Raw genomic sequence first — 18155 nt, 5'->3', positions numbered from 1 at the left:
GGTCGGCGTGGTTTGCGGGAGATGGAGCGGTGACGGGAAATATACCCTCAATTGCGAACGGAGGCCCTGAGATCGCATCTGGCGCGAACCGGTTTGTTCAGCATAAAGCTGCATTCATCATTGCACAGTGCGAAGATGAAAAGGAGAGGAGCAGGCATCATAGACCGCAACAGGCGGTTTAGAGGCCATGGGTCTGGATCAAGTCCGCGGTGTCTTCGGCAAGCGCGTCGATCGCCGCTTAACGGACTTCGAGTCCGGATTTCAGCCCGAGCCGGATCAACCCGTCAGGGCCAGCCAATCACCGATCGTTTTTCCGTAACGCCGCGTGGAGCTGATGGCCGGAGCCGGCCGCTGTTGGGTTGCCACCGTCCTTCGGATTTCACGCGGGCTCAGCCCGAATTCGTGGATGAAGGCGCGCGTAAAATTGGCGGCGACCTCGAAACCGGCGGCTTCTGCGATTTCTGAAATCGGCCTGTGGTCGGCCGAATTGCTGAGATCCGCATAGGCCTGCAGCAATCGCCGCTTGCGAATATAATTGAGCACGCCTCCGCTCGCCTCAAACAGTTGGTAAAGCCGCGTGCGCGAAATCCCCAACGCGCGGCACATCATGTCCGGTGTCAAGTTTTCCGAATGGAGATTGACGTGAATGTAGCGGTGCGCCCGCTCCATCAGTCCCATGTTGGTCTGGTTTTGACCGGTATCAGTCCTTGTGGACGATGCGGCGCCCGCAACGACCATATCGCCGATGGTTTGGATGATCCGGGGCACTTCCTCTATCGTCAGATTGCCGAGGTTCGTTTCGAGGCCCGTGAGATAGCCCGTGAGCAACTCGGCGTGGCTGCCCGAAAGAACCGTGTTGCCGGCGCTCTGGAGAAGGCTCGCATCGCGAGCCAGCAGCTCATACGGCAGGAACACGAGCAAAGCTTCGGTATCGGTCATCCGTCCGCGATAGGGGCTGCCGAGAGACATGAACAATATCTCGCCGGCACCGGTCTCGGTGACACGACGGTTGACCTCGGTCCAGGCTTGGCCGCTGCGCTGCAGGCCGACGTTCCAATGGTCGATGGGGCTCGATCGAAGCATGGCCTGATCGCGGACATATCTGTGGGCCTGCGCGCGCTGCTGGACGATGAGGATATCGCCGAGATGCCAGCCGATCTGCTCCGCGAGGAACCCGTCTTCCGGTGATTTTCCCTCCGGCAGATGAACATCCACGAGCGGCGCCATATGTGCCCGCCAGGCCTGGAATTGTTCTGCCGGTGGCAGGTCCTGCGTCGAGAATCGCAGCGGCACGAGTGCAGGGGAGGCATGGGGTGGGCGTTCCTTGCGCATGGCCGGTTCACGCGGCCAGCGCCGCCGCTCCATATGCGCCGGCCGTTCCTGTTCCGCGGCAGGATCATCGTCGGAATCAGACCCTGTAGCCATCCAATTCCTCCAGCGCATAACCCGACCCGAGCCATGGAAATTGAGAAAAGCGATTGTTTTTGCGGCTGAAATCTCCGCAGAACTCCGTCTGAAAAAGCGGAAGTGCCCGAAGAGTCACCTCCATGAGTTGTTTATCATATTCCTTTTCGCTCCGAAATGTACGGAGCGATAATTTCCAGGACGCGAGGATAACGACAATTGCCTTTCTTAGCTGTATCTAAATAAACATCGGTTCTTTCCAAAAGAAAAACCGGACGAATAAAATATTCGCATGATCGAACGACTTGGTTTCGCGATATATCGAAGTAAATATCGAATATCCCATAGCAAAATCTGAAAACACGGGAGGTAGTCGTGAACTATCTTGGTAAGATTCGTGCGCGCTCTGTACAAGCTTCGGCTCTTGATGCAAATAATCCATCCGGAATACATCGCGCTCCCAAGAGAGTTCTTGTCACCGGCGGTGCAGGTTTCCTCGGATCGCATCTGTGCGAGACGCTTTTGGCCGCCGGACACCAGGTGATCTGCCTCGACAACTTTTCCACCGGCATGCGGCGCAATATCGTCCATCTGAAGCGAGTCGATCGCTTCAATGTCGTCGCCCACGATATCGTCCACCCGCTCGATCTGGAAGTCGACGAGATCTATAACCTCGCCTGCCCGGCATCGCCCCCGCATTATCAGGCCGATCCGATCCATACGACAAAGACCTGCGTGCTGGGCTCCCTCAACCTTCTGGAGCTGGCCGCGCGCACCGGCGCACGTATCCTTCAGGCATCCACCTCCGAAGTCTACGGCGACCCGAACGTCCACCCGCAGGTCGAAAGCTACTGGGGCAACGTCAATTCGTTCGGGCCACGTTCCTGCTATGACGAGGGCAAGCGGTGCGCCGAGACGCTGTTCTTCGACTTCCACAAGACGCACGGCGTCGAGATCAAGATCATCCGCATCTTCAACACCTACGGCCCGCGGATGCGTCCGGACGACGGCCGCGTCGTCTCGAATTTCATCGTTCAGGCCCTGACGGGGCAAGACATCACCATATATGGCGACGGTTCGCAGACCCGCTCGTTCTGTTTCGTCGATGATCTCATCGGCGGCATGGTCCGCATGATGGCCTCACCGTCGTCGCTGACGGGGCCTGTCAATCTCGGCAATCCGGGCGAATTCACGATCCGGGAGCTGGCCGAGCAGGTGATCGCATTGACCGGCTCCCGGTCGCAAATCATCCATCGCGCTCTGCCGGTTGACGATCCCCGTCAGCGTCGCCCCGATATTTCGCTTGCCATGCAGGAACTCGACTGGCGGCCGAAGATCGACTTGTCGAGCGGCCTGCGTCAGACGATCGACTATTTCGATGGCCTTCTCACCCGTCCGGCGCGCGAACTGGAGGCCGTCTGATGGATGCGCCCCGGGTCCTTGTCACGGGCGGTGCCGGCTATATCGGCAGCCACACCGCCAAGCTCCTCCGCTCGGAGAGGATTGAGCCTGTCGTCTACGACAATCTCACGACCGGAAACCGTTCGTCCGTGCGCTGGGGCCCTTTCGTCGAAGGTGACGTCCTCGACACGCCATGCCTGATCGAGGTCATCGAGAAATATGCTCCCGATGCCGTCATCCACTTTGCCGCCTCGGCCTACGTGGGCGAGTCCGTGCAAAACCCGGCGAAATATTACAACAACAATGTCTGCGGTGCATTGTCGCTTATCGATGCCTGCCGGCAGACGGGGCTTCAGAACGTCATCTTCTCATCGAGCTGTGCCGTCTACGGCGTCCCCTCCGTGCTGCCAATCGATGAGACGTTGCCGAAGGCTCCGATCAATCCCTACGGCAAGACCAAGCTGATCTTCGAGCATATGCTCGCCGATTATGCGGCGGCCTACGGCCTGCGGTACGTTGCCCTGCGTTACTTCAATGCCTGTGGAGCCGATCCGGACGGCGAGCTTGGCGAATGGCACGTTCCGGAAACTCATCTCATTCCGCGGGCGCTGCTGGCCGCGGCCGGCCGGATTCCGCACCTGGAGATATTCGGCGATGATTACGATACCCCTGACGGGACCTGCATAAGGGACTATATTCACGTCGCAGATCTCGCGCGCGCCCATGTTCAGGCCTTCACCCATCTCGCCAAAGGCGGAGCAAACCTCGCTGTCAACCTCGGCACCGGGCGGGGTTTTTCCATCAGGGAAGTCCTGCGCGTGATCCAGGAAACGACCGGGTGCGAAGTCCCGGTCGTCATCCATCCACGCCGGCCGGGCGATCCGCCCAGCCTCTACGCCGACGCCAGCCTGGCCCGCGAGACGCTCTGCTTCCAGCCTCGATATTCCGACCTCGAAACCATCGTGCGGACGGCGGCTCCGTTCTTCGGACTGGAGGCGCGCGCGTGACCCAACCTGCGATTAGCCAAGCGACGCATGCTCCGGAACCCACCCTCGAGCCACTTCTTGTCCCGGTTCTGACCGGACATCGGCGGGTCGAATATCTGTTCTCGGCGGCCGTATGGGCCTGCGCCTTCGCCTATTTCTGGATCTGGTGGTTGGAGCCGCGCCATCACGTCGATGCTTTCGGCACAATTACGGTGAGCCTCGTTCTTGCCTGGGTTACCGCTCTGCCGGCCTATTTCATCGTCGTCTTCTATCGGGCGGCAAGACCGAACGGTCCCTTGCGCCTGCCGGCGGGCAGTCGAGTGGCCATGGTCGTGACCAAGGCGCCGGCGGAACCCTTCTCGGTCGTCAGTGAAACCCTGCTGGCAATGCTTGCCCAGGAGGTGGAACACGACACCTGGCTTGCCGACGAAGACCCTTCCCCCGAGACTCTCGACTGGTGCTCCGGGCACGGAGTCCTCGTCTCGACCCGCAAGGGGCGATCCGATTATCATCGGACGTCGTGGCCCCGACGCACGCGGTGCAAGGAAGGCAACCTCGCCTTCTTCTACGACCACTACGGCTACAGCCGCTACGATTTCGTGGCGCAACTCGATGCGGATCATGTTCCCGCGCCCGACTATCTCTTCCACATGCTGCGTCCGTTCGCCGATCCAAAGGTCGGCTATGTCTCGGCCCCCAGTATTTGCGATAAGAACGCTTCCGAAAGCTGGTCGGCACGTGGAAGGCTCTATGCCGAGGCCAGCATGCATGGCTCGCTTCAAGCCGGTTACAATGGCGGCCTGGCGCCGCTGTGCATAGGGTCGCATTACGCGGTCCGTACCGTCGCCCTCAAACAGATCGGCGGCCTCGGTCCGGAGTTGGCTGAAGACCACTCGACGACATTGATGATGAATGCCGGCGGCTGGCGGGGTGTGCATGCGCTGGATGCCATCGCCCATGGTGACGGCCCCAGAACCTTCAGCGATCTCGTGACGCAGGAATTCCAGTGGTCGCGCAGCCTGGTCATGCTGCTGTTGCGGTACTCGCCGAGCCTCGTCGGCCGGCTGCCGCCCCGGCTCAAGTTTCAATTCCTCTTTTCGCAACTCTGGTATCCGCTTTTTGCGTTCTTTATGTTGCTCATGTTTGCGTTGCCGATCATCGCGCTCGTGCGCGGCCAGAACTTCGTGACGGTGACCTATCCCGATTTCCTGGCGCATTTCGCACCGCTTTCTATCGCTCTCGTGGTGATGGCTTATCGCTGGCGCGCCAGCAGCTCGTTCCGCCCCTACGACGCCAAGATCCTGAGCTGGGAATGCATGCTCTTTCTCTTCGCGCGCTGGCCTTGGGCGCTCGCCGGCACGCTGGCTGCGGTGCACGATTTTGTGACAGGCTCCTTCGTCGATTTCCGCGTCACGCCGAAAGGCCGGTCGGAAGTCGATCTGCTGCCGGTGCGTGTCCTGGCGCCCTACGCTGTGCTGGCGCTCATGGCGGTATTGCCCGCCCTGGCAATCGGTGATGCCGGCGCCTCCAAGGGTGGTTACTTCTTTACCATCCTGAACGCGGCAATCTACTGCGCGCTGCTGTTGGTCATCGTCGGGCGTCATTCGAAGGAAAATACGGTTGCGGCGGCCCCGCGTTTCTACCGTCCGGCGATGGCGACCGTGCTGCTTGCGCTCGTCGCGCTGCCGGGGCTTGCAACCATCATGCGCGGAAAGGATGCGACCGAGGCACTCGCCTGGGGCAGCGGCCGCCTTCAGCTGTTCGAAGAGCGCTACGCCGCCTCCGGTGCAGGCCGGGGCGGGACCGCCCTGCGCACGATCTTCTTCAAACCACGATGGATTTCCGATCCGGAGGAGATCCAACTGAGAACGGATGCCGCTCACCCGGATGTGCGGCCGAGCGTGGAGGAAATACACAATGCATAGCCCATCCAAAATAGCCCTGTTGTCATTAACCGGCCTGTTGCTGTCGGGAGTCGCGGTCCTGCCGACCGCTCTGGGCAGTTCTGCCGAAGGGCAGCCGCTTGCAATGACGACATCGTCCATTGCGCCGCCGAGCAAAATGCCGGTCGTCACGAAGGAGTCGATCACGTTCGGCGCCTATGATCCGCACGGAGATTTAGGCGCCTCGCCCAATTCAAAGATCGAACACCTCTTCCTGCCCTGGGAAGATGTCGATCTGCGCACGCTCGCCCTCGCCGACGATTATGCGCAAGCGCGTGGCCGCACCCTGCTGATCTCGGTCGAGCCCTGGACCTGGTCGACCGGTTCGCGCCAAACCTCGCAGGAACTGCTGCACAGCATCCTGGACGGTTCGCGCGATGCGAACATGGCCGCCGTCTGCTCGACTGCTGCCAAGCTGAAAAGTCCGGTCATCATTCGCTGGGGACAGGAAATGGACGAAACCGACAGCCAGTTCTCCTGGTCGCATTGGCAGGGCGCCGATTATGCCAAGGCCTATCGCCGGATGGTAGAGGTCTGCAAGGTCCACCTGAAGACGGCCAAATACATGTGGTCACCGAAGGGTAATGAGGGGCTTCAAGCCTTTTATCCCGGCAACGATGTCGTCGATCTCATCGGGCTCTCGGTCTTTGGCCTGGAGCAATACGACAGGGACAAGACTGGCCGTGACCAGACGTTTGCCGAGCACCTTGCGCCCGGATACGCCCGTGTCGCCGGTTACGGCAAGCCCATCATGGTTGCCGAACTCGGCTACGAAGGCGGCGATTCCTTCGTGCGAAACTGGGCTGAGAGCGTAACGAAACGCTATCCCCAGTTCCCGGCGCTCAGCGCCGTTATCTACTTCAACGACCGCGAAGTCTATCCGTGGCCGGACGGCTATGGCCGCCCCGACTGGCGGGTCGTCCGCGAAAGCATCAATTGAACAACAAGGAACCTGAACATGTCCATGCTTCAAAAAATGTTCCTGGCCGTGGCCCTGACCAGCGGTATCGCCACGGCCGCGTCCGCTTCCGGAACCAATGAGCCTGCGGGGATCGAGACCGCAAAGCCGATGAGCAGCGCGGAAATCTATCGGCTCTACAACCAGAATTCCTGGATGTGGAAAGCCGGCGCCGGCTACTTCTCTACAAAGGCGCGTCGCTTTACCGCCTGGTCGCGGGAAAATGGCTCGCCGTCCTTCGGCATGGGCCGCTGGTTCATCACGGAGTCGGGGAAACTCTGCTTCAACGCCGACTGGCACGCCAAGACCGGAACGGCGACGGCAATCACCTGCTTCAGCCACCGCAAGAAGGGCGGCCTGATCTATCAGAAACGCGAACCGGACGGTGAATGGTACGTTTTCAAGAGCGCACCGGCACAAGCCACCGACGAATTCGCTAAGCTTCGCCACGGCGACTACGTGAGTTCTCAATTGGGGGGAATTGAGACCAGCGTCAGTAAGACCAAATAAAGGCGAAGCTAGGGGTTGCGCGCGGCCGAGGCGCCATCTGTGTCCTTGTAGGAGCCGATGCCTGCGCGCAACCCTTTTCATAAAAGATCGCGAAGCGCCTTCAAAAGGCGGCGAACGAACGGCCGGGCCTCGAACCCATCCCCGGCACCATCACCTATTATAGCGGCCAGCCGCGCAGCAAACTTACCAAATCGCCTATTGGTTCCGCCTTTCCGCATGATTTCGTCGACCAGTACGGCTGGCAGGTGGAGGAAACCTACATCATCCAGCCCGACCGGAGCATGATCATCGCGCATCGGCAGTACAAGCCGATCCGGTTTTTTGGGGTTTGGGGCCCCTATTTCGGTAAAAAGCCGACCTGTTGGAAAGAGGTGCCTTTAATACCTCTGTCTTTGCAAAGGTCCTTGAATGTTTGATCGCAAAAAATTGACCCCGCATACTCAACCAAGCGGAAGAGCTGCGTGCCCTTGAGGACATCGGGCAGAAAATGCCAGTCAGCTCCGCCCGATATCATATAGCCGCCCCATTGAGTGACGCGAATTAAAGGGGAATTCTCGACATCAACCGCCTTGCGATATGAATCAACAACGCTGCACAGCCAGATTCTCGGGCCGGTTTTTCCGTTCGAAAACTCGGTCTCGCAAAGCAGGTATTCGCATGACTTTGGAGCGAACTCCTCAAGCAAGCTCTTCATTTTGTCGGAGATGAAAAGGAAATAATCCACGGCATAAATGTCTTGCACCTTCCGCTTTGGATCAAAGATCAGCTTTGGCGTTTCAACATAGTCGGGTATTCGCCACGGGCCGCGGGGCAAATCGAGCATGCTATCCGGCCACGGAGCCCCCCTATAATTGAGGCCGAGGCCGCCGCCATCTGGCTGCAGCCTGTCCCAGTTTGCAAACTCCCAGCCGTAATTCCCATTTGAATCAAGTATGTAAATTCCTTGAGGCTTCACCCTGGCGCTACCCACGCTTCTCTCCATTGAGACTGTCTGCACTCGTTTGTCAGCCTTCTCTTTCATTCCAAATCGCACTTGCGTGAACGTGGCGCGGGCGAACCCGAGACAGCAACAGAGCATCACCGTATATACGTGCCTGGGAGGGTCGAAGACGTAGATCAATCCCCATCCCGCCGCAACGAATGCGATGTAAAGGTAGAACGGCGTGAAAGGCGACCTGCTCGACGCTGCTGCTTTTTTTCCGACGGTGAATTGTTGCGCCGGCTGCGCATCTTTCCTGGAGGCTGATCCGCCCCCATCGCTTCTGCTGGAATTAGTCCGGAACCTGTCCCGAGCCCGGCAAAGAGCTTTCTGAGCTCTTCCGATTTATCGGGACCTTCTTCATCCGAGATGCGAACTGCGCGATGCCCAAACGGCGGCACTAACGCCTCAGGTAAAGTCCAGGGAAGATTGGAAGCCTTATGGTCGTGCGCAAACTCTCGAAGCAGTTCGGCTTCTTCAAGTGTCGAGCTGTCCACCTCTTCGCCTTCTCGCGCCATAAAAAATCTCCGACCGGCTATAAAAACCCGCATTGACGCGGTCTATCAGCCGCTGCATCGTCATGCTGTCTTCGCTCCTGTAGGCAGAATTTTCGAGAAGGTCGAAAGGTTCTGTCCGCCAGAAATAGCTTGCGGCAGTTGCCAGATCGCAGTCCGGCTGCGTCAGGATCCACTCGAACACATCTTCAGCGAAGTCGAAGTTCAGATCTTGCGCAATAGCATGACGAGCATCGGGGGACCGGCCGGTCAACCAATCTATCATGGCCCGCTGTTCAGCATCGTAACTTTCGAATTTGCCGTCCATCGTTCTTCCCGGAATGACCGGGCGCATCCTTAAGCCGGCACGCTGCATCGGACAATGTGTTGCAACGCTTTCAGGCGCAATCCGACCGCTGGTAGGGTTGTCATCACCCCCGGGGTGAGCGCTCTGCCCCATGACCAACGATTGGCCTTGCTGATGGCCGTCGTCGGCTTGGACGACTTCAACGCCGGCAATGATCCGTACAACGAGCACGACTTCGGTGCGATCGAACAGGATGGAGTCAGCTATTTCTGGAAGATCGATTATTACGACCTGGATTACGACATGGGGTCACTAGACCCCGCCAATTCGCATGTCACCCGTCGCGTGCTCACCATCATGCGGGCGGACGAATACTGATGGCCGACCTCGCTACATCACCGACCGGGCTTTCGTCCGGCGGGCAGCGTACTCGGCGGCGCTTCCCGCTCGTTTGGTATCGCAAAGAGCGCGGCGATATCGATGGCCAGTGCTGCCGCGATACGATCGAGAAGATCGATCGACGCGTTGAAGTCACCTCGCTCGATTCCGCTAATCGTCGTGCGGTCGACCCCTGCATCAACTGCAAGGTTCTCCTGCGTCACCTTCTTATCGGCCCGCACCTTTCGAAGATTCCAGGCAAGTCGTTCACGAGTATCCATGATCGCATGGCGACCATCTTGAAGGCTCGTAATCCATCGGATATATCCGACATATTTCAATTCATGCGCGAGGTTCGCGCTGCTGGGGACAAGCAATGAAAATAGCAGTCGGAATTATTGGCATCTTCTTAGGCCTGCTGGTGCTGATGCAATCATGCGCGGTCACGGCGGGCAGCGGCCTGCTGCAGGACAAGGCAACCGGAGGTGCCGGCGCCATCGGTATGCTCGTCGGCCTGCTGTTCTTCATCGCGGGGGCGTTCTCGTTCGCCCTACCGCTCGTTGGCGCGATCATGTTCGCTCTGGCCGCTGTGTTGGCCTTCATTGCATCAACGTCGGGCAGCTTCTCTGACATAACGATCTGGGGCTTCATCGCCTTGGTCCTGGCAATGACGAGCTTTTTCACGTGGCGTTCGTCAAAGCGGTAGAAGCTCGATGCGTCTGTTTGATAACCTAAAGCCTGTTGCCATCAAGACGTTCTGGACTAGAAGAATGTTACAACGACAGCATGTCACACTCAAACTCCGCTACGACCGCGCACGGAACGGCATTTTCACGATGGCGTAATAGCGGTCGACGCCGCTGTCATCTGCTGAATCCGGATCTCCCTGGTTCAAAAGAGCAGGTGACACAGCCGTCGATGCGCATTCACTAGATGGATCTAATTGTCTATATCTATTCCTCGTAACCCCACCCGAGATTTCCTAAGTTTTCACGAAGTTTATACCTACAAGAATTCGTGCTTTAGCTAACTTGACACTGCATCGTAATAATAATAGTTCGGCGTAGGGTTGCATTTTTTTCAGGCCGTTTCGCTTGCGGAGACTCCATAAAATCTTGGTGTTACGTCGAGCGCAAGTCGATTCGATAGGCCTAAAGAGTTGAAAAGCGTAACATAGACGCACATTGTGCTAAATATAACTCTGTCGGACTACAAATGATTGTACAGACAAGCTCAGATGAAAAGAAAGCGACGTCAGACAAAGAAATGCGGCGACAGCTTTGGGCGCTTCTCGGTGCAGCGCTAATTGCATTTATAGCTGCAACCTCAGCGTATATCTTCTTTATGTTTCATGCTGATGTGGCATGTTACTTGGCATCTAACAGTATATTTATGAGATTGTGGCCACGCAATCTCCGGGATGCCGATATCCTTCTAGGCGCTGGGTATCCGGTGGCAGAGAGCTGCATACTGCTTTCCATGCGCTCCATCACTAGTGCGGTTATGCTGATCTATGTTTTTTACCTATTTTTAAGCCAGATTTGGGTCAAGGATACCAAATATATCCCCAACCTTATGCTGATATCTGCCTTTTTGACTTTTGGTTATCTTTACACATCTATGAAGGAAATTTCCACTGAGCCGGCCAGTATCTATTCTATTAGTACACACTCCAGTGTTGCTGTAAATCTAGTTAAAAGTTACGTCAAGATATGCGGATTATATATTGGGTTTGCTTTATTCACTCAACGAACATTCGCATTATTTCGTCTTAAATACAACACGGGCAGGGGCCGTCAATGACTGCTTTAAAGAAAGATACACGCGACGCTCTCAACTATAGGCTTGACCACATATCGAGCTTATTTGGGAAGACCCTGACGGTTATCGATTCCTATCATGCTTTGATCTCACCATCTCTCCACGTTCAGGATGCGGCGAAATTCTTGAAAGTCGGCGGATTTGTGACTGCTGGAATCGGAACTGTCGCGTCAATCGCGATAGAAGGTAGGAGATCTGGCTGGTATGGTGTGGGTAAAGGTGTAGTCACTTCCGGCGTTAGTTTTGCGACGGGGTTCTACGTTGGCGCTGCTGTTGGCACGCCTATTGGCGGCCCCCTGGGCACAGCTGTCGGAGGTGTCGTCGGCGCCTTAGCCGGATACTTGGCTAACGAACTAAGCGGAGATCTCTATGACTACGCTGGTGGTGTGCTGGGTGACCGGACAACCTTTTCGTACCCTCACTATTCCTGGGGGGCTGTTGATCAGCCAACTGCGATTGATTATGCTATCGAAGTCAACGGTTACACTGTATATGATCCGAACGTCGGACAACTTTGGAGCGGTTACACCGGGCAAAATACAGGATACGCTAGTCCTGCTGAGCTGAACGCCTCATCGCGTCCATCGCCTGGGGCGCCGTTTGAATTCGACTTCAGCAGATTAGGCTTGTCGCCGAAGGCCGATAGGGCTTATCAATTCGACTACGATAGGCTTGGTTTATCCCCAAAAACGGATAGACCGGTGCAGTTTGACGACGGTAGGTGGTCGACGCCTGTCTCCCCCGTGTCATTCGGCAGTCCCTTCTCGACGAAGCCCTACACCGAGGTTTCTAGCAGTCCTTCGAAAAGCCTTCCGTTAGGCAAAGATTTCATAATTGCAGATCATTTTTATAAGTCGTGGGGCGGTTCTGACAACAATACCAGTTCGAACTGGTCTGGTAGAAGCGGCGGCCTTTCTCCAACGGAGCGAGACGAGCGCAATGGCACGACGACGAGTTCTAAAACAAGTGGTGGTCTATCACCGACTGAGCGGGACGAGCGCAATTCGACCACGAGGAGTTCCAAAACAAGCGGTGGTCTATCACCGACTGAGCGAGACGAGCGCAATTCCAATTCACTGCATGGTTGGAGCCCCCAAGAGGCGAAACGCGACAATGAAAATACTGCGAGCTATGGAAGCTCTTGGGGACAAAGAAGTCCAGTTCTTCTTGATTTGAGCGGCAATGGCTTGAGCGTCGAGACGTTGTCGACCTCCTCCAAGTTCCTCGATCTCGACGGCGACGGCTACCAGCATCGTACTGCCTGGGCGGGAACGGGCACCGGTGTTCTTGTTATCGATGCAAACAGCGATGGCCAGATCAGCCGGTCGAATGAATTCGCGTTCACCGAATGGGATTCCTCGGCGACGAGCGATCTTGAGGCGCTGAAGCATATCTTTGATACTAATGCCAACGGCAAGTTGGATGCCGGCGATACGCAGTGGTCAAAATTCCGGGTGGAGGTCAACGGCCAGCTGGTAACGCTTGACAGCCTCGGCATCGCCTCGATCGACCTGACCCCGAAGGGCAGCGGCCAGACCTACGAGGACGGCTCCGCCATCACGGGAACAACCACCTTCACCCGTGCCGATGGCACGACCGGAACGGTTGGCGACGCCAAGCTGGCGAATGATGATGCCGCCTATATCATCAAAACAACCAGCACGACCAAGGCCGACAGCTCTGTTGAGAAGACAATCCTTGCCTACAACAGGGATGGCGGCCTTGCCTTTCGCAATCTGGTAACCACAAGCGCCGATGGCCGTAGCGTCCAGACGCAGTTCGACGACGACGGCAACGGCACGTTCGACCGCTCGCAGACCAATGTCCTGACAGTCGATGCTTCAGGCGTGCAGACAAAAACCGTCTCTAACTTCAACGCCGACGGATCGCTTGCGGATCGCACCACGACGGTCACTAGCGCCGATCATCTGACGGTGACGACCACCGTCGACCAGGACGGCGACGGCATCCTCAACCAACGTCAGACTTACGTCGGGAACGCCGATGGTTCGACCACGACGGCGACGGAACAGCTCAGTGTCAACGGTACGCTCCTGACGAAGGCGATGGTCGCTTCGTCCGCCGACGGATTGGCCAAGACAACCAGCCTCGATTTGGACGGCAACGGGGTCTACGACGATATCGTCACCGAGACCACGACTATCGCGGCGGATGGAGCGCGTAACACAACGACTGTGGATCGCAGCTCGAACAATGAAACCCTCTCCACGGTCTACAAATCGATCAGCGCCGACAAGCGTACCACGACAATAATGACCGACGCGGATGGTAACGGGCCAGCCGAAACCAAAACTGTCACCACATCGACCACCGCAGCATCGGGCGATGTGACGCTGGACACGACTGTCTACAACACCAACGCATCCTTCATTGAGCGCTCGAAAACAACGACGCTCACCACTGCCAACGGATTGTCGAAGACCGTCAAGAGCGACGTGAATGCCGATAACATCAACGATTTCACCGATTCCGACGTTACGGTGATCGACACCAGCTACCGGACACAGACGGTCCAGCATCGCAGCGGCGACAATACGCTGCTATCGCAGACGATCACTAAGACCAGCATTGACGGCAAATCAATCACGATCTCTGAAGATGCCAATGGCGACGCCAAGAACGATAAGTTCACCGAGATCTTGGTCGGCACCGATGGCAAGACCACCAATACTGTCAACAACCTTAACAGTGACGGCTCGCTAGTCAGCAAGACCGTGACGGTTACATCCGCCGACGGCCTGTCGAAAACGACGAGCACGGAGGCCAACGGCGATGGCGTTTACGATCTCGTGGTGACGGATGTCATCACCAACGAAACCAATGGAAGCCGCACGGAGACCGTGACGTCGAAGAACACCAACGGTGCGACCATCGCCACGACGATCACCAACACATCGGCCGACAGCCTGACCCAGACGGTCAAGACCGATGCCGATGGCGATGGTGTCTTCGAGGAGACGACGACCGATGTCATCGTTCTCGACACCACCGGCAAGCGAACGGAAACAGTGACGAGCAAGAGTGCTGACGGGACGCTGAATGCGCAGTCCATCACCGAAGTCAGTGCGAACCGCCTGACGACCACCGTCTGGACCGATGCGGACGGCGACGGCAAGATCGATACGCGCCAGGTCAAGGTCCTTGCAGTAGATGGCTCGACCACGGCGACGGAAACGGCTTACACGCCAAATGACACCGTCACCGGCACGACCAGGAGCACGGTCACCGTCAGCGGCAACGGCTTGACGACGACCACCTCCGTCGATCTGAACCGCGATAGTGTCGCCGACCGAATCACGACCGACCAGACGGTGCTCAATACAGACGGCAGCAAGACCGAGACGATCTCTCTGACGGGCAGCGATACCACGCGTCTCAACAAGAAGACCATCCTCACCACCGGCAACGGCATGTCGATCACCACGAGCGAGTACATCAATGGTGACGAAGTGGTCGATACCAAGAAGACCGATGTCACGACGTTCGATACCTACGGCCTGCAATTCCAGACCGTATCGGACTATCGGGGAACGACGCTCGTCGGAACGACGAAAGTGACGACCAATCTCAATGGCCTTTCCGGATCGACCGATTACGATCTGGATGGCGACGGCACGGTCAATCAGACCTTGTCGTGGAAAAAAACGCCGATAGACCCGAGCGGTGCAGTCACCAGCAGTGAAACGGTTAGGGCAACCGACACCGCCGCCACGCTGATCTCGCAGAAGATCACGACCGTCAGCGCCGACCAGAATACCACCACGATCAGTTCCAAAATCGATGCTGACGCAGTTGTCGACCGTCTGGAAACAATCACTATCGACAATGCCGGAACGAAGAAGGACGAGCTCAAGCAGTATAACGCTGCTGCCGCGCTTGAAAGCCAGGCCATCGTCACCATCACGGATGACGGGCTGTCGAAGACGTCGAGTTCCGACCTCGACGGCAACGGTGTCTTCGAACTTGTCACCACCGATGTGACGGTGCTGAACGCGGACGGCAGCCGCACTGAGACAATCTCGAAGAAGGGTATCAGCGACGCGCTGATCTCCCGCACCACGACGAATGTCAGCGCCAGCGGTCTGAGCAAGACGACGACCTGGGCCGATGCCAGCGGCAATCCGGTGCGCTCTATGAATGACGTCACCGTCCTCAACGCCGATGGCGGCACGACGCAGACACTGTCCTACTTCAAGGCGAATGGGACGACGCTGGAAAGCAAGACCGTTACGACGGTTGCGGCACATGGACTCTCGGCCACTGTTACCATCGACGTCGACGGTAACGCCACCGTCGACAAGAAGTCGGTCACGACCAAGCAGGCTGACGGCTCGACCGTACAGACATTCAGCGACTTCAGCGCCAACGTGCTCAAGGATTCCAAGAAGGTCACGACGTCCGCCGACGGCCTGACGCAAACCATCGAATATGACAGTGACGGCAATGCTACGGTCGACAAGAAGAAGACCAGCACCACGGCTCTGAACGCCAATGGCAGTAGGACGACCAGGACGGACGATATCGTCGGCAGCGTCACCAAGAGCATCACGCTGGCGGATGTGTCCGGCGATGGTCTGACCACAACTACCAAGTGGGACACAACAGGCACCGGTGGCGGCACGACCTTCAACAAGAGCCGGACCGACCTCACCGTGCTCAATCCCGACGGCTCGAAGACGCAGACGATCAGCGACTTTACCGGCACGACGCTGACCGGCCGCATGCTCGTCACCACCAGCGCCAACGGCCTGTCCATCACCACCCAGATCGATCCGACCGGCGCCGGCTCCTACAGCCAGACGGCGACCGATGTCACGGTCTTGAATGCCATTGGCACTAAGACGCAAACGGTGGAAAGCAAGAAGGCTGACGGTTCTCTGATCTCGAGGAGCATCACCACGATCAGCGCGAATGGCCTGATCATCGCATCGGTTGAAGAGCGGCCGGGCTTCACCAACCAAAGCGTCACCGACACGACGACGGTCCTGGCCGACGGCGCCATCCGCGAGATTGTCGCGACCAGCGATAGCACCGGTACTCTTATCGGCAAGGCGGTCACGCTCACGAGCGCCGATAAGCTGACTGTTACCGTCGACCGTGACGGCAATGGCGATGGCATCGTCGATCAGCATCAGCAGACGGTCACCGCCAATTCCGGCATTCAGACAACGGTCACCACCAACTTCGAGGCCAATGGAACAACGGTCAAGGACAATTCGACCATGGTCGTATCCGCCGACGGTCGCCTGACGACGACCACCTGGGATCTCGACGGTAATGGCACTGTCGATCGTAAGCGTGTGACAAATCTAACCTCCAACGCCGACGGTAGCAGCACGGCCGTCATTTCGGACACGAAGCTCCCCGCCGGGACGCTGGATGCAAAAACGACGATCCAGACGTCCGCCGACGGCAGAGTGAGGACAACGTCAAAAGATACCAACGGCGACGGTACATCCGACCAGGTCGAAACAGTCACCATCGATTCCACCGGTGCCTCGGTTTCCGGAGTCACCAACAATGCAACGGCACGCGCCACTTCCAACCTGACGCCCGGCGTCGTCTATTGGAAAGGGGCCATCGCCGCCAAGATCGAGACCACGACTTCGGCTGACGGTCGCACCGAGGTCGCCAAATACGACTATGATGGCAACGGTGTCTCCGAGACCGTCATGCAGTCGACCACCCAGGTCGACGGCTCCGTCATCACGACGGTGACGGAAACCGGCACGGCCCCGGCCAAGGGCACGATCTCAACCAGTGCCGACGGCCTAGTCACGACCCTATCGAAAGATACCGACAACAATGGCAGCATCGATCATGTCGAGACAGCGGTCACCCATGCCGACGGATCTATTACGCTGAACAAGAAAGACGCTAACGCCGTGAAGCAAACGGTTGTAGAGGAGGTGCGGGCAACTGGTACGCTTGCTTATCGAAAAACGACAGACTTAAGCGGCACCGCTGTGAATTGGTCCTACAGTGAAGACAACTATGACGGCTTGGGCCGCCAAGTGTCGTCAAATGTTGTTTACGATGACAACACACGCCTTGCGTACATCTTTGATGCAACGAACACTAATCCCTGGTGGAAGAAGCAATATTCCTACACTGGGACCACACTTGTTTGGCTGCGGGAATTTTGGGACGACGGTACGTTGACGCACCGGCAATACGATTACAATCCTAACAACAACTATTGGCAGATCGCCAATGACGAGTATGCGGACGGAACTCTGATCCAGCAAACCAAATATTTCGACAACGGCAATTACGATGTCACCAGAGACGGTGTGACCTATCACTATAACGCGAGCGGAAAAAAGATTGGTCCCGTACTTCTGGATCTTGACGGTGACGGCCATGTGGATCTTCGCCCGATCGATCTGACAAACATGGTGGCCTCGCCGACGTTCGACTGGGATGGAGACGGTGTTCGCGACACGACCGCCTGGGCTGGTTCTTCCGATGGCTTCCTTGCCATCGACCTTGCCTCCGATGGAACGGCCGGGCCTGACGGTGTCATCGACCAGGCAAAGGAACTGGCCTTCTCGCTTTGGGCCGAACAGGACGGGGAGGCAGGGAGTATTTCGGACCTTGATGGCGTCCGCCTTGTCTTCGATACGAACCACGACAACGTGCTGAATGCCGATGACGAGCGCTGGAACGAGTTCCGTATTTGGCGCGACGCCAACCAGAATGGTGTCACCGACCAGGGCGAACTCCTGACGATGACGGACGCCGGTATCAAGCTCATAAACCTGATGCCCACTTCAGATGGATTTCAGGCATTCGCTGACGGTTCGACGATCACAGGCACCAGCTCCTACCAGACAGTTGACGGCAATGAGCACCTGGTCGGAGACGCAATGCTTTCCTTCCGGCCGAGTCGGACGTCCAATGTCGCATAGGAACATTTCCTGCCGTATGCCAGCGCCCCATGGCGCCGGCAG

At 57.4% G+C, this 18155-nt stretch carries 14 protein-coding genes and 1 pseudogene; 10 read left to right on the top strand and 5 right to left on the bottom strand.

All coding sequences use genetic code 11. From position 1 onward, the window contains the following. Nucleotides 1–276: 276 nt before the first annotated feature. A complete protein-coding gene (locus J3P73_RS03365; RefSeq protein WP_018072425.1) occupies nucleotides 277–1425 on the bottom strand; it encodes a helix-turn-helix domain-containing protein in 1149 nt (382 codons plus the stop codon). A 354-nt stretch (nucleotides 1426–1779) separates the two neighbouring features. Between J3P73_RS03365 and J3P73_RS03360 the strand changes: the two genes are divergently transcribed. The 6 genes and pseudogenes from J3P73_RS03360 to J3P73_RS03335 all read left to right on the top strand — a co-directional run. Continuing rightward, on the top strand, nucleotides 1780–2826 hold the full coding sequence (locus J3P73_RS03360) for a UDP-glucuronic acid decarboxylase family protein (RefSeq protein WP_018072423.1): 1047 nt from the start codon (nucleotides 1780–1782) through the stop codon (nucleotides 2824–2826). Further along, the gene (gene galE, locus J3P73_RS03355) at nucleotides 2826–3812 is read left to right on the top strand and encodes a UDP-glucose 4-epimerase GalE (RefSeq protein ID WP_207579769.1); all 987 of its coding nucleotides are present in this window, start codon (nucleotides 2826–2828) and stop codon (nucleotides 3810–3812) included. Before J3P73_RS03360 ends, galE begins: the two co-directional genes overlap by 1 nt. Further along, nucleotides 3809–5716, top strand: a complete 1908-nt coding sequence (locus tag J3P73_RS03350) for a glycosyltransferase family 2 protein (protein ID WP_207579768.1) — start codon at nucleotides 3809–3811, stop codon at nucleotides 5714–5716. Before galE ends, J3P73_RS03350 begins: the two co-directional genes overlap by 4 nt. A gap of 19 nt (nucleotides 5717–5735) precedes the next feature. Next, on the top strand, nucleotides 5736–6674 hold the full coding sequence (locus tag J3P73_RS03345) for a glycoside hydrolase family 26 protein (protein ID WP_130687085.1): 939 nt from the start codon (nucleotides 5736–5738) through the stop codon (nucleotides 6672–6674). 18 nt (nucleotides 6675–6692) lie between these two features. Then, nucleotides 6693–7202, top strand: coding sequence for a DUF995 domain-containing protein (locus J3P73_RS03340; RefSeq protein ID WP_207579767.1), 510 nt, complete (start codon nucleotides 6693–6695; stop codon nucleotides 7200–7202). Nucleotides 7203–7324: 122 nt separating this feature from the next. Then, nucleotides 7325–7528, top strand: a pseudogene (locus tag J3P73_RS03335) (hypothetical protein); the annotation flags it as partial. Nucleotides 7529–7539: 11 nt separating this feature from the next. Here J3P73_RS03335 and J3P73_RS03330 read toward each other — a convergent pair. From J3P73_RS03330 to J3P73_RS03320, 3 genes are all read right to left on the bottom strand, one after another. Then, nucleotides 7540–8172 carry an imm11 family protein gene (locus tag J3P73_RS03330; RefSeq protein WP_130720068.1) on the bottom strand — a complete coding sequence of 211 codons (633 nt, stop codon included), beginning with the start codon at nucleotides 8170–8172 and terminating at the stop codon, nucleotides 7540–7542. Between the two features lie 146 nt (nucleotides 8173–8318). Further along, entirely contained in the window at nucleotides 8319–8699 is a 381-nt protein-coding gene (locus J3P73_RS03325) for a hypothetical protein (protein WP_207579766.1), read from the bottom strand. After that, on the bottom strand, nucleotides 8659–9003 hold the full coding sequence (locus tag J3P73_RS03320) for a DUF4274 domain-containing protein (protein ID WP_207579765.1): 345 nt from the start codon (nucleotides 9001–9003) through the stop codon (nucleotides 8659–8661). Before J3P73_RS03320 ends, J3P73_RS03325 begins: the two co-directional genes overlap by 41 nt. Before the next feature lie 141 nt (nucleotides 9004–9144). Here J3P73_RS03320 and J3P73_RS03315 point away from each other — a divergent pair, with 141 nt between their 5' ends. Further along, nucleotides 9145–9360 carry a DUF3768 domain-containing protein gene (locus J3P73_RS03315; protein WP_245002704.1) on the top strand — a complete coding sequence of 72 codons (216 nt, stop codon included), beginning with the start codon at nucleotides 9145–9147 and terminating at the stop codon, nucleotides 9358–9360. A 17-nt stretch (nucleotides 9361–9377) separates the two neighbouring features. Here the strand turns inward: J3P73_RS03315 and J3P73_RS03310 are convergent, their stop codons facing one another. After that, nucleotides 9378–9641 carry a helix-turn-helix transcriptional regulator gene (locus J3P73_RS03310; protein WP_130808720.1) on the bottom strand — a complete coding sequence of 88 codons (264 nt, stop codon included), beginning with the start codon at nucleotides 9639–9641 and terminating at the stop codon, nucleotides 9378–9380. 95 nt (nucleotides 9642–9736) lie between these two features. Here J3P73_RS03310 and J3P73_RS03305 point away from each other — a divergent pair, with 95 nt between their 5' ends. From J3P73_RS03305 to J3P73_RS03295, 3 genes are all read left to right on the top strand, one after another. Next, the gene (locus J3P73_RS03305; protein ID WP_130808719.1) at nucleotides 9737–10066 is read left to right on the top strand and encodes a hypothetical protein; all 330 of its coding nucleotides are present in this window, start codon (nucleotides 9737–9739) and stop codon (nucleotides 10064–10066) included. Nucleotides 10067–10575: 509 nt separating this feature from the next. Next, nucleotides 10576–11163, top strand: coding sequence for a hypothetical protein (locus tag J3P73_RS03300; protein ID WP_245002703.1), 588 nt, complete (start codon nucleotides 10576–10578; stop codon nucleotides 11161–11163). After that, nucleotides 11160–18113, top strand: a complete 6954-nt coding sequence (locus J3P73_RS03295; protein WP_245002702.1) for a bacteriocin class II family protein — start codon at nucleotides 11160–11162, stop codon at nucleotides 18111–18113. Before J3P73_RS03300 ends, J3P73_RS03295 begins: the two co-directional genes overlap by 4 nt. Nucleotides 18114–18155: the final 42 nt, after the last annotated feature.

It is taken from the genome of Rhizobium ruizarguesonis, assembly GCF_017357285.1.
GTDB lineage: Bacteria > Pseudomonadota > Alphaproteobacteria > Rhizobiales > Rhizobiaceae > Rhizobium > Rhizobium ruizarguesonis.
This window is presented reverse-complemented; position numbering and strand designations above follow the sequence as displayed.

What these genes read in the sequence shown, in the direction of transcription:
- J3P73_RS03365 (WP_018072425.1), bottom strand. Translation starts at nt 1,425, where the DNA reads ATGGCTACAGGGTCTGATTCCGACGATGATCCTGCCGCGGAACAGGAA.
- galE (WP_207579769.1), top strand. Translation starts at nt 2,826, where the DNA reads ATGGATGCGCCCCGGGTCCTTGTCACGGGCGGTGCCGGCTATATCGGC.
- J3P73_RS03340 (WP_207579767.1), top strand. Translation starts at nt 6,693, where the DNA reads ATGTCCATGCTTCAAAAAATGTTCCTGGCCGTGGCCCTGACCAGCGGT.
- J3P73_RS03325 (WP_207579766.1), bottom strand. Translation starts at nt 8,699, where the DNA reads ATGGCGCGAGAAGGCGAAGAGGTGGACAGCTCGACACTTGAAGAAGCC.
- J3P73_RS03320 (WP_207579765.1), bottom strand. Translation starts at nt 9,003, where the DNA reads ATGGACGGCAAATTCGAAAGTTACGATGCTGAACAGCGGGCCATGATA.
- J3P73_RS03310 (WP_130808720.1), bottom strand. Translation starts at nt 9,641, where the DNA reads ATGGATACTCGTGAACGACTTGCCTGGAATCTTCGAAAGGTGCGGGCC.
- J3P73_RS03305 (WP_130808719.1), top strand. Translation starts at nt 9,737, where the DNA reads ATGAAAATAGCAGTCGGAATTATTGGCATCTTCTTAGGCCTGCTGGTG.
- J3P73_RS03300 (WP_245002703.1), top strand. Translation starts at nt 10,576, where the DNA reads ATGATTGTACAGACAAGCTCAGATGAAAAGAAAGCGACGTCAGACAAA.
- J3P73_RS03295 (WP_245002702.1), top strand. Translation starts at nt 11,160, where the DNA reads ATGACTGCTTTAAAGAAAGATACACGCGACGCTCTCAACTATAGGCTT.